General features: G+C 70.8%; 7 protein-coding genes. 1 reads left to right on the top strand and 6 read right to left on the bottom strand.

Annotated features, from left to right (window positions below):
* Positions 1 to 81: 81 nt before the first annotated feature.
* The 6 genes from ABZ570_RS22760 to ABZ570_RS22735 all read right to left on the bottom strand — a co-directional run bounded on the left by ABZ570_RS22760 (position 82) and on the right by ABZ570_RS22735 (position 8,267).
* The gene (locus ABZ570_RS22760; protein WP_358066977.1) at positions 82 to 1,380 is read right to left on the bottom strand and encodes a sugar ABC transporter substrate-binding protein; all 1,299 of its coding nucleotides are present in this window, start codon (positions 1,378 to 1,380) and stop codon (positions 82 to 84) included.
* Between the two features lie 264 nt (positions 1,381 to 1,644).
* Complete coding sequence (gene araA, locus ABZ570_RS22755; RefSeq protein WP_358066974.1) at positions 1,645 to 3,153, bottom strand: L-arabinose isomerase; 1,509 nt, start codon at positions 3,151 to 3,153, stop codon at positions 1,645 to 1,647.
* A 5-nt stretch (positions 3,154 to 3,158) separates the two neighbouring features.
* Positions 3,159 to 3,860, bottom strand: a complete 702-nt coding sequence (locus tag ABZ570_RS22750) for an L-ribulose-5-phosphate 4-epimerase (RefSeq protein ID WP_358066971.1) — start codon at positions 3,858 to 3,860, stop codon at positions 3,159 to 3,161.
* Positions 3,857 to 5,539, bottom strand: coding sequence for a ribulokinase (gene araB / locus ABZ570_RS22745; RefSeq protein WP_358066970.1), 1,683 nt, complete (start codon positions 5,537 to 5,539; stop codon positions 3,857 to 3,859). The genes ABZ570_RS22750 and araB overlap by 4 nt, the downstream gene beginning before the upstream one ends.
* 143 nt (positions 5,540 to 5,682) lie before the next feature.
* Complete coding sequence (locus ABZ570_RS22740; RefSeq protein WP_358066969.1) at positions 5,683 to 6,669, bottom strand: LacI family DNA-binding transcriptional regulator; 987 nt, start codon at positions 6,667 to 6,669, stop codon at positions 5,683 to 5,685.
* 566 nt (positions 6,670 to 7,235) lie between these two features.
* Positions 7,236 to 8,267 (bottom strand): LacI family DNA-binding transcriptional regulator, encoded by a 1,032-nt coding sequence (locus tag ABZ570_RS22735; protein WP_358066966.1) that lies wholly within the window; start codon positions 8,265 to 8,267, stop codon positions 7,236 to 7,238.
* A gap of 525 nt (positions 8,268 to 8,792) precedes the next feature.
* Between ABZ570_RS22735 and ABZ570_RS22730 the strand changes: the two genes are divergently transcribed.
* A partial coding sequence (locus tag ABZ570_RS22730; RefSeq protein ID WP_358066963.1) for a family 43 glycosylhydrolase occupies positions 8,793 to 12,268 on the top strand: 3,476 nt, incomplete at its 3' end.

Genomic DNA, 12,268 nt, shown 5'->3' with positions numbered 1-12,268 from the left:
GTTCGTCGCCGCTTTCCGGGTCGGTGTCGTGCCGCGAGGGTGTGCCGGGCCAACAGCCCGGCACACGCCCACGGCGCACGGCTACTGCCCGAGCACGGCAGAGATCTCGTCGTTGTCCTTCTGGAGGTTGCCGCCCTCACCCAGCACCTGGTTGCGGACGAGGGTCAGCCACGGGCTGTTCGGCGCGTTGAAGGCCTGCTGGAAGTTCAGCGCGACCGGCGTGTCACCCTTGCCAGCCACCTCGTTGATGGTGACCAGGCGCGGGTCCTGGGCGGCGTACTTGTTGTTCGCGAGGTCGGAGCGCGACACCACGTCCTTGTTCTTCGCCAGGACCTCGACCTGGGCCTCCTCGGACATCATCCAGTTCAGGAAGTTCCAGGCCTGCGCGGCCTTCTTCGAGTCCTTCGAGACACCGATGCCGTCGCCGCCCACGAAGGTGGAGGCGCCGCCGTTCGGGCCGGGGATGCCGGCAACCCCGACATCGAACGGCGTCGAAGAGAGCAGCGTCGCCGGGTAGAACATCAGGCCGACCTTGCCCTGGGTGAACCCGGCCGTCCAGGTGGGGCCCGCCTCGTCCTTCGACGACGGGAGCACGGCACCGGACTTCCACAGGTCCCGCCAGATGCCGTAGACCTTCTGGGCGTTGTCGTCGGCGAGCTTGGACTTGGCGCCGTCCTCGCTCAGCACCTCACCGCCGCCGGCCCAGATGGTCGGGAACCAGGTGAAGACCAGGCATCCGCCGCAGTTCAGGCCGGTCGCCGTGCCGTAGACGCCGTCCTTCTTCAGCGCCTGGATCGCCTTGGCGGCGGCTGCGTAGTCCTCCAGCGTCGCCGGGGCCTTCTCCGGGTCCAGGCCGGCATCCTTGAACAGCTGCTTGTTCCAGAACAGCATCGACAGGTCCAGGACGAAGGGCAGCACGTACTCCTTGCCCTCTCGCGTGCCGGCCGCGAGATGCCCCTTGTTGATGGAGTCCTTGAAGCCGAGACCGTTGATGTTCGAGCTGAGATCCCGGAACAGTCCCTGCTGCACCCAGTTCGGCACGTAGACGATGTCCGCGGCGAAGAGGTCGGGAAGACCGCCGGAGCCGGCCGCCGCGCCCACCTTCGCCACGTAGTCGTCGTTGGGCACGACGGTCAGCTTGACCTGGTTCTTGTGGCTGGAGTTGTAGGCCTCGACGAGGAGCCTCGCCTGCTTCTCCAGCGGTGCGCGGGTCCAGAGGGTCAACTCGCTGCCGTCATCGGTGCCATCGGGGCCGGCCTGCACCGCCGCCGGTTCCTTCGAGTCGTCCTTGCCGCACGCTGCCGTGCCGAGGGCCAGCGCGGCCACGAGGACTCCGGCCAGCGAGCGCAGGCCAACTCGCCTGCGCGGGATTCGTCTCATATCCTTCTCCTTGGCTCGTCGTTCGGTGAGGTCCGCGCCGTGGTCCCCCGGCGGGCTGGGGATTTCCTCTTGTGATGTGTCGTCCGCACGCCCTCACGGGGGGGGCTCCGTTGGCGTCGGAGGTTCCCGGGGCGTTGTCCGGCCGGCCGGCGTCATCTGGATAGGGCGACGGCCGGGACTGCCGTCACCGTCTGCCAGCCACCATGCGGTGTGCGGCCGCTGGCAGAGTCGTACGGATGGTTCGTCTTCCCCGCGACAGGTGAACTACGGCCGCTGCGCGATGCGGTAGTAGGTGCTGTTCCAGCGGATACGATCGGCGAACGACCGTGGGTCGGTCGCGTCGTCGATCATGAGGAGCTCGACGGCGGCCATGTCGGCGAAATCGGCGAGGGCTTCCCGGCCGACCGCCGTGCTGAGCACGGTGTGGTGCGGTCCGCCCGCGAGCAGCCAGCACTCGGCCGACGTGGCCAGGCCGGGACGCGGCTTCCAGACCGCGCGGGCGACCGGCAGCCGCGGCAGCGGTTCGTCCGGTTCCACCAGGTCGATCTCGTTGGCGGTCAGCCGGAGCCGGCCGCCCAGATCGGCGAGGCCGACCACGAGACCAGGGCCGGGCGCGGCGGTGAAGACCAGGCGAACCGGGTCCTCGCGATCACCGATCGACAACGGGTGGATCTGGAGGCTCGGCCGGCCGCCGGCGATGCTCGGGCAGACCTCGAGCATGTGTGCGCCCAGGATCTTCGGCTCGCCGGGCCCCCAGTGGTAGGTGTAGTCCTCCATGAACGAGGTGCCGCCGGGCTCGTCTCCGGCCACCACCTTCAGGATGCGCAGCAACGCTGCCGTCTTCCAGTCCCCCTCGCCGCCGAACCCGTAGCCGTCAACCATCAGGCGCTGCACGGCGAGGCCGGGAAGTTGCCGCAGCCCGCCCAGGTCCTCGAAGTTGGTCGTGAAGGCGTCGAAGCCACCGGTCTCGAGGAAGTGGCGGAGGCCGAGTTCGATGCGGGCGCCGTAGCGGAGGGACTCGTGCCGCTCGCCACCACGGCGCAGTTCGGGCGCCACGTCGTAGCGCTCCTCGTACTCGACGACGAGCTTGTCCACGTCCGCGTCGCCTGCCTCGTCGACGGCCGCGACAAGGGCGTTCACGCCGTACGCGTTGACCGAGATGCCCAGGGTCGCCTGCGCCCCGACCTTGTCTCCTTCGGTGACGGCGACGTCGCGCATGTTGTCGCCGAAGCGGGCCATCCGCAGGGACCGGGCCGCCCGCCAGCCGGTCGCCGCGCGAGCCCAGGCGCTGACCCGGTCCGCGAGGGCCGGATCGCCGGCGAAACCCGCGACCGTCTTGCGGGCCACCCCCAGCCGCGACTGCACGTACCCGAACTCGCGGTCGCCGTGTGCGGCCTGGTTGAGGTTCATGAAGTCCATGTCCAGCTCGGCCCAGGGCAGTGACCGGTTGGCCTGGGTGTGCAGGTGCAGCAGCGGTTTGCCGAGCGCGGACAGGCCGGCGATCCATGCCTTCGCCGGTGAGAACGTGTGCATCCAGGCGATGACGCCGACCACGGCGTCGTCCGCGGTGGCGTCCAGGCAGGTCCGGCGGATCGCGTCGGCGGTCGTCAACACCGGCTTCCACACCAGGCGGGGGCTGGCGCGCAGGCCGCCGGCGAGCGTCTGGCACACCTCGCGGGACTGCGCGGCGACCTGTTCGAGCACGTCCTCGCCGTACAGCGCCTGGCTTCCGGTCAGGAACCAGATCTCCCCCGGGTCATCTACTCTCGGCACGACTGTCACTCCGTTCCATCGGATCGGCCAGGCTGGCCGTACGCGTTCTGGTAGCGGGCGTGGAGGCGGTCCACGTCGGCCGGGTCGATCGTCTGCGGCGTGCCGAGTTGCCGCGCGATGTGGACGGTCCGTGCGACGTCCTCGCACATGACCGCCGCCTTCACCGCGTCGCGGGGCGTCGCCCCGATCGTGAACACGCCGTGGTTGCGCATGAGCACGGCGGGCGACCGGTGCCCGGAGAGCGTCTCCACGATGCCCCGGCCGATGGAGTCGTCGCCGATCATCGCGAACGGTCCGACCGGGATCTCACCGCCGAACTCGTCGGCCATCGCGGTGAGCACGCAGGGGATCGGCTCTCCGCGAGCTGCCCACGCCGAGGCGTACGTCGAGTGGGTGTGGACGACACCGCCGACGTCCGGCCGGTGCCGGTAGACGTACGCGTGGGCCGCGGTGTCGCTCGACGGGTTGAGATCGCCCTCGACCAGGTTGCCGTCCAGGTCGCAGACGACGATCGAGTCCGCCGTCAGGTCGGCGTAGTCCACCCCGCTCGGCTTGATGACCATCAGATCCTGGCCCGGCACTCGGCCCGACACGTTGCCGGCTGTCCACGCCACCAGGCGGTAGGCGGTCAGCTGCGCGTGCAGCGCGGCGACCGCCTCCCGGATCGTGCGCACCGCTTCGGCGAGCGTCGTCTGGTACGTCGTCATCGTGTCTCCGCCTCCCGCCGGATCCGGCGCAGCTCGTGCATCACGTCGTTGCCGCCGCGGCCGAAGTAGTCGTGCAGCGTGAGGTACTGCGCGTACAACGCGTCGTACGCCGCGGCGCGCTTCTCGTCCGGCTCGTAGACCGCGACGTCGCGCCGGCCCATCGCCGCCGCCGCCTCGCGCACACTCGGGTACACGCCGGCGGCGACCGCGGCGTGGATCGCCGAGCCGACCGCGGGTGCGTGCGCGGAGCCCACGATGCTGAGCGGGAGCCTGGTCACGTCGCTGTAGAGCTGCATCAGGAACCGGTTCTTGACCAGGCCCCCCGCGACGACGAGCTCGGTGACCGGCACGCGCCCCGCGCGCAGGGCGTCCACGATGGCGCGGGTGCCGAAGGCGGTCGCCTCCAGCAGCGCCCGGTAGACGTCCTCGGGTCGGGTCGCCAGCGTCAGTCCGACGACGAGGCCGGAGAGTTCATGGTCGACCAGGACGGAACGGTTGCCGCTGTGCCAGTCGAGCGCGACCAGGCCGTGCGCGCCGACCGGTTGCAGAGCCGCCTTCTCGGTGAGCAGGTCGTGGACCGAGATGCCACGGGCGCGTGCCTCGTCCGCGTAGGCCGGCGGGGTGTTCCGCTCGACGAACCAGGCGAAGATGTCGCCGACGCCGCTCTGGCCGGCTTCGTAGCCCCAGAGCCCGTCGACGATTCCACCGTGGACCACTCCGCACACGCCGGGCACCTCGGTGAGCACCTCGGAACTGACCACGTGACAGGTCGAGGTGCCCATGATGGCGACGAGCTGGCCGGGCTCGACGGCGCCGGCCGCGGGTGCTGTCACGTGGGCGTCGACGTTGCCGGTGCAGACCGCGATCCCGGCCGGGAGACCGGTCAGCGCCGCGGCCGCGGGCGTCAGGCTGCCGGCTCGGGTGCCGAGAGCCGCGATCGGGCCCGCGAGCTTGCGGCTCACGAAGTCCGTGAAGCCCGGGTGCAGCGCCGCCAGGAAGTCGTCGGAGGGGTAGCGGCCGTCCTGGTAGATCGCCTTGTAGCCGGTCGCACAGGCGTTGCGGACGTACGTCCCGGTCAACTGCCAGACGATCCAGTCGGCGGCCTCGACCCAGCGGTCGGTCCGGGCATAGACCTCAGGGTCCTCCGCCAGGAGCTGGAGGCCCTTGGCGAACTCCCACTCCGAGGAGATCCGGCCACCGTATCGACTGATCCACGGCTCGCCGCGCTCGTGCGCCAGCTGGTTGATCCGGTCGGCGTGACGCTGGGCCGCGTGGTGCTTCCAGAGCTTGACGTACGCGTGCGGCCGGCCCGTCAGCTCGGGCAGCTCGCACAGCGGCGTGCCGTCGGCCAGCGTGGGTAGCACGGTGCAGGACGTGAAGTCGGTGCCGATGGCGATGACCTCGTCAGGGGCGATGCCGGCCGCGTCGACCGCCTCGGGCACGGCGTGGCGCAGCACGTCGAGGTAGTCCGCGGGAACCTGGAGCGCCCAGTCCGGCGGCAGCCGCTCGCCGGTGGTCGCCAGGAACTCGTCCATGACGCCGTGCGCGTACTCGTGGACCGCGGAGCCGACGACCGCACCATCGTGGACACGGACCACGACAGCCCGGCCGGACAACGTGCCGAAGTCGACGCCCACCGCGTACCCGGAGCCGTGAGCGATAACGGTGCGCGGGACCATCAGGTTCCTCCAACTAGGTACGTGCGTAATCGCGGCGCAGGAGTGTTAGCGGAGTCACTCGAAATGTTAGCGTTAACTTCGGTGGCGTCAAGACTTCGCGACGAGATTGTTTCGAGCGGGTTGCCAGCGGCCCTGGCGGCGGGCTACCGGTGACGGCTGGACGTGCTGTTGCGGACCACGAGCTCCGGGGGGATGACGGAGGAAGCACCCGGCTCCCCGCCCCCCTCGATCTCGCTCAACAGGATCTCGATGCTGCGCCGCCCGACATCCCGGAACGGCTGGCTCGCGGTGGTCAGCGGTGGCGTCATGAACGCCGCTTCGGGGATGTCGTCGAAGCCGACCACGCTGACGTCCTCCGGCACGCGCACCCCCGCCTCGTGCAGCGCCCGCAGCACCCCCAGGGCCATGGAGTCGTTGGCCGCGAACACCGCGGTGACCCGGCGATCCCGGGCCAGCTTCTGGCCGGCGACGTACCCGGACCTGGCGCTCCAGTCGCCGACGAGCTCACGCGGCACGGTCCGCCCGTGCTCCTCGAGCGCGGCCAACCAGCCGTCGACCCGTCCGTTCGCCTCGCTCCAGTCCGACGGCCCCCGCACGTGGTGAACGGTTTCATGGCCCAGGGACAGCAGGTGCTCCGTGAGCATGCGGGCACCCAGGACCTGGTCGACCGAGACGCTGGTGACGTTCGGCAAGGCGTTCTCCACCGCGACGACCGGAACGTCCGTCGGCAACGCGCGGACGAACGCCATCGCCTCGGCAGCCTGCGGAGCGATCAGGACGAGCCCGTCCACCGACTGGCCCACCAGACGCTGGACGGCCTGGGTGGCCGCCTCGGCGGTGGGCCGACGCAGGCTCGCCACGCTCACCGCGTATCCCGCGTCCTCGGCGGCGTGCTCGATACCGTTGAGCATCGACGCGGGACCATAGAGCGTCGTGTCGAAGCAAACGACACCGAGCGTCTGCGAACGCCGGGTGACCAGGCTTCGCGCGGCGCTGTTACGCCGGTAGCCGAGCTGCTCGATGGCCAGCAGGACCCGCTCGCGGGTCTTGGGGCGCACCGACTCCGGCTCGTTGAGGACGCGGGACACGGTCATGTGTGACACGCCCGCCAAGCGCGCGACATCTCCCATGACCGGCAGACGTCGGCCCCTTGGCGCACTGACTTCCGATGGTTCCTTCACCATTTGCCGCTCATCATCCTCGTTTTCCGCGCAGAGTTGTCATCCGCCCGGCGCGGACGACGGGCCCTGGGCCCGCCCCGCCCTGCCGCCACCGCCTCGCCCGCTCCGGGCAGCGAGGGCGCTGCCGACACGGGCGGCGCCAGGAGGTTTTCCGGCCTGCGGCCAGGTCGATCGCAGGCAGCGGTCAACTCCATCAACGAGGTGGTCGGCGCCGACGACGCCCGGCCGGGCCTCAGCACGCCGCCGGCTGTCACCCGGGCCGGGCAGCCTGGCCACCTTCGTGGTCGAGTCGGCCATGGAACCCTCCCCCCGCGCCGCGACGTTAACGGTAACATTCTTGCCGAGGACCGGAATGTTGCCTCGCTCGTCGGCACTCCGCAAGCGACGGACGCGGAACCATTCAGCGGGGGCCACTCGGTCGGCGGCAACAGGTCGGTCAGCTCCTCGGCGGCCTGGTCGCCGGTTCTCGCCGCGGTCCCGCACCGCAGCGTCCCGCCCGAGCCGACCGGTGCGTCTCAGCCGAAGGGCACGGTCGACTCGCGCAGCACGACACGGCTGGGGAACTCCTCCGAATCGGGCAGGGCGACACCGTCGATGGCTGTGAAGAGCCGCTGGCCGGCCACGGCACCGAGGCGTTGGAGGTTCATGTCGATGCTGGTCAAGCGCGGGCGGGAGTGCGCGGCGATGGCTTCCCAGTTGTCGAAGCCGATCACGGATGTGCTGCCCGGCACGTCGCGTCCGAGGTCGCGCAGGGTGTCCAGGACGCCGCGCGCGATCTGGTCGCTGCCGCAGAATATCGCGTCGACCTCGGGATGCTGCCCGACGACCATCCGGGCTGCGGCCCGCCCCCAGGACTCGTCCCACGACCCGTAGTACGGCCGCTCGCCGACCATGGTCAGGCCGGCGGCGGCGAGCGCCGCCGCCGCGCCCTCGGCACGGTCCCGGGCCGCCTGGAAGCTGGCCTCTCCGGTGATGTGGGCGATGTTGCGCCGGCCGCAGGCCAGCAGGTGGTCGACGGCGAGGCGCCCACCCCCCACGTTGTCGACGGTGATCGAGATGTCGTCCGGGTCGGCGGAGGGGGCGTAGACGTACACGACCGGCACGGGAATGTTGCCGGTCAGCGGCGGGCGGGGGTCCGTGCGGGAGCCCACCACGATCAGGCCGTCCACCCGCCGGGACAGCAGCGCCCGGACGTGGTGCATCTCCCGGATGGCGTCGCCGCGCGCGTCACACAGGAAGACCGAGATCTGGCCCGCCCCGAAGGCATCCTCCGCACCCATGAGGATGGGAATCGAGAAGCGTCCCTCCAGGTCGCTGGTCAGCAGTCCGACTGTGCCGGTCCGACCGCTGAGCAGCCCGCGGGCGAGGGCGTTCGGCGCGAAGGACAGCACCTCCGCGGCCTCCAGCACCCGCACCCTCGTGGCCGCCTTCACCTCACCTCGCCCGTTGATGGCCTTGGACGCGGTGGCGACCGACACCCCGGCGAGCTTGGCGACATCGGTGAGCGTCGGCGCGCGGTTGGCGGGGTTCTCGCGCCCAGTGGTCATCTGACACCACCTCCGAGCGATCGCCGTGCCCGCCGCGCACGGCGGCGGGCCGCACCGCGTCGCCTTGACGACCACTCCTCGCGGCAGTACATTCCTAAAACCTTTTCGTCGATGTTTCGGCGCGAGGGTAGTGCGCGGCACCTCCCCCGCAAGCCCTTCGATCGCTGAACATTACACCGAAGAGCCCGCCGCCCCGCGCGCCAAGGAGGAGGAGGTCGCGACACCCGCGGCCCGACACGTCCAAGCGCTGACCCTGCCGGGCAATACCAGCTCTTGGGGGACCACGTGAGGATCCACAGCCCGACCGCTGCGAAGCCGAGTGTTAGCGCTAACGGCAGCCGTCCGCGTTCGATCTCAGGCGCAGGAGCGCCCCGCGAGCTTCCCGAAAGCCTTTGCGGTCCGGTTCCATCCTGGCCCCGTGATGAGGATCGCGGCGTGGCCGTCGGCGAGCCATCCCTTCGCGTGGTGGCGGCACCCCACCGGCGCCACCACCAGTTCCCCGCCAACAGTGAGGAGATCCGAACCGTGAACACCACTCCGGGGCGCGGCGCCGCGCCACCAACCCGCCGCCCGATGCGCCGGTTCCTCAGGGCGGCCGCAGCGGCGGCGGTCACCGGGCTCGTCGCGGGCGGCCTGGTCGGGGTCGCAGCCCCGGCCTGGGCCGCCGACTCGTACACCTTCACCAACACCCGCAACCCCATCCTCGGGGACGGCAGCTACTACTCGGCCGACCCGGCGCCGGTCGTCGTGCCGGCCGGCGCCCCCGGCAACGACAGCGGCCGGGACCAGCTCTACATCTACACCGGCCACGATCAGGCCGGGCCGTCCACCAACGACTTCATCATGAACGACTGGGGCGCGTTCCGGACCACCGACGTCGCCTCCGGGCAGTGGACCCACTATCCGTCGCTGATGCGCCCGGAAACGGTCTTCAGCTGGGCGACGCCGGGACGCGCGTACGCGGGCCAGGTGATCCAGGGCGTGGACGGCCGCTACTACTGGTACGCCCCGGTCTTCGAGCGCACCAGCACGGCGTCCGACAAGTTCGCCATCGGGTTGGCCGTCTCCGACACGCCGACCGGGCCGTGGAGCGACCACGTTGGCGGGCCGCTGATCTCCCAGCGGGTGCCCACGGCGAACACCATCCAGAACATCGACCCGACGATCCTCATCGACGGCGAAGCCCCCAACCAGCGGGTGTACGTCTACTGGGGCACGTTCGGCCAGCTGCGGATGCTCGAGTTCCAGCAGGACATGAAGACGCCGGTCGGCACCCAGCGCTCCGTCACCGGCCTGACCGGCTACTTCGAGGCGCCCTGGGTCTTCAAGCGCAACGGCACCTACTACCTGGCGTACGCCGGGAACAACGCCGGCCCGACCTCGTCGTGCACCCCGGCGAACTACCACGCCTGCATCGCCTACGCGACGGCGTCGTCGCCCGCCGGGCCGTGGACCTACCGGGGAACGGTGCTCCCGCCGGTGTCGTCGACGACGAGCCACCCGGGCATCCTGGAGTTCAACGGCCAGTGGTACATCGCGTACCACACCGCCGACGCCGTGGGCGGCGGTCACTTCCGCCGTTCTGTGGCGATCGACCGGGTCGAGTGGGACGACACCCAGACGCCGCCGCGGATGAAGCCCGTCACGCCGACTCCGGTCAAGGGACGGGACCTCACCCCGCGGGCGAACATCGCCCAGGAGGCGAAGGCCACCGTCTCCAACGAGCCGGTGCCCACCCAGTACTGGGTGAAGGCGCTCAACGACGAGATCGTGCGGTCGAACCCGCTGCCCCCGGACATGTGGGGAACCTGGACCGGCAACAACCCGCCGCAGCAGTGGGTGCAGTACACGTGGAACCAGCCGATGCGGATCTCCGGATCGCAGATCGACTTCTGGAACGACCAGCCGCAGGGCACCGGAGTCGGCGTCGCCGCGCCCGCCCGCTGGCGCATCCAGTACTGGAACCTTGCCACCGGCCAATGGGCTGACGTGCCGAACCCGAGCGGCTACCCGACCGGCACGCAGGGCCTCCAGAACACCACGTTCGACCCGGTGACCACCACGCAGGTCCGCGCGCTCTTCGACGCGTCGACCAACGGCAGCACCTATTCGGCCGTGGCGGTCGAGGAGTGGAAGGTCCTCGCCGCGCAGCCGGAGTCCGTCAGCGCGCCGTCGATGACCGTGGAGGTGGGCGAGGTCGAACTGCCCGACACCCTCCCCGTGGCGTTCGCCGGCGAAACGCTGCAGATCCCGGTCTTCTGGGATCCCGTGACGCCGGAGCAGGTCGCCAAGCCGGGCACGGTCACGATCCAGGGCACGGTGCTCGGATACGCCGGCGGCCGGGTCTCCGCGCAGGTCACCGTCATCTCGCCGGACGACACCGAGGGCGACGTGACCCCGCCGACCCTGATGCTCACGCCCAGCGGCAGCGCCGGTGCCGCCGGCTGGTTCCGGTCCACGGTGCGGGTACGCGTCGCCGGTGTCGACGACCGCGGCGGCCGGTTGACCATCGAGTCGCGGGTGAACGCCGGTCAGCCGGTCGTCGCCACCGACGTACGGTACGTCGACGTCAACGTCTCCGGGGACGGCCAGCACACGGTCACCGCGACTGCGACCGACCGGGCAGGCAACGCATCGGCACCCGCGAGCCTCGCCGTACGCGTCGATGCGACCGCACCGGTCAGCACCGCCGCCGTGGACGGTGCCACCCGCAGCGTCACGGTGACCGCGCGCGACGCGACCTCCGGAGTCGCCCGCGTCGAGTACGCCATCGGCACCGGGGCGTGGACCACCTACAGCGGAGCGGTCGCGGCGCCCGACGCGAACAAGCACACCGTGTCGTTCCGCGCGATCGACCAGGCCGGGAACCTGGAGACCGCCAAGACGGTCACCATCCCGGCCGACCTGTCCGGGCCGCTCACGGGCAACATCGGTCCGATCGCGACCCCATCCGCCTCCTACACCGCGAGCTGGAACAGCCTCACCGCGCTCAACGACAACGCCGATCCGCCCAGCCCGAGCCAGGCGCAGATCTGGGGCACCTGGTCCGGCAACCGCCCGGCGACCCAATGGGTCCAGTACGACTGGTCCCGCCCGGTACGGCTCACCGGAACGGAGCTGAAGTTCTGGCGGGACTCCAACCGCGGCACGGGCGACGGAGTAGCCCAGCCCGACGGGTGGGTGCTGCAGTACTGGGACGAGGCGCGCTCCGCCTGGCGCGACGTGACCGGCGCCTCCGGCTACGGCACCAGCACCACCGCGTTCAACACCGTCACCTTCGACCCCGTCACCACCGCCCGGGTCCGGGCCACGATCCACGCCAACGGCAACGGCACCACCTACTCCGCGGTCGCGATCACCGAGTGGCGAGTCTTCGCCGACGACCCCGGCGTCGCGGCACAGTTGCTGAAGGCGGCCCGGGACGCGGTGGCCGCCGCCGAGGCCGATCCGTCGGCGGAGACGATCGCGGCGGCCGAGACGGCGATCGCGAAGGTCACCGACGCGGCCCAGGTCGCGGCGCTGAACCAGCGGCTGGCGGTCGTGAAACTCCTGGTCCAGGCCAGCGACCTGCTCGACCGGATCGCCGCGACCGAGCTGGCGAACGCCGATCAGCTCGACTCCGCCGTCACCGACCTCGCCGCGGCGACGGCGATCGTGGCGCAGGTGCCGGCCGACCGGCGGAGTGACCTGCCGGAGCAGGTGGGTACGGCGAGGCGCCGGATCGCCGACGCGCTCGCCCGGTTCTGCGCCAAGCCCGTCCAGGGAAAGCCGGATCCGATCAAGCGGCCCTGGCTGGACCTGGTCGTCTCCGACACCTACGACCGGTTCGGCGAAACCGACCTGCACGACCGGGTGATGTCGCTCGTGCGTAGCCACGCCACCGGCTGGCAGGTCACCGTCGCCATCGACGAGTTCCTCGCCCCGACGAGGTGGTGGAGAAGATCGTGGCCACCGACTCCGGCTCCTTGTACGCGCCCTTGCAGAGCCGCACCCGGGACCCG

Source organism: Micromonospora sp. NPDC007271 (assembly GCF_040634005.1).
GTDB lineage: Bacteria > Actinomycetota > Actinomycetes > Mycobacteriales > Micromonosporaceae > Micromonospora.
This window is presented reverse-complemented; position numbering and strand designations above follow the sequence as displayed.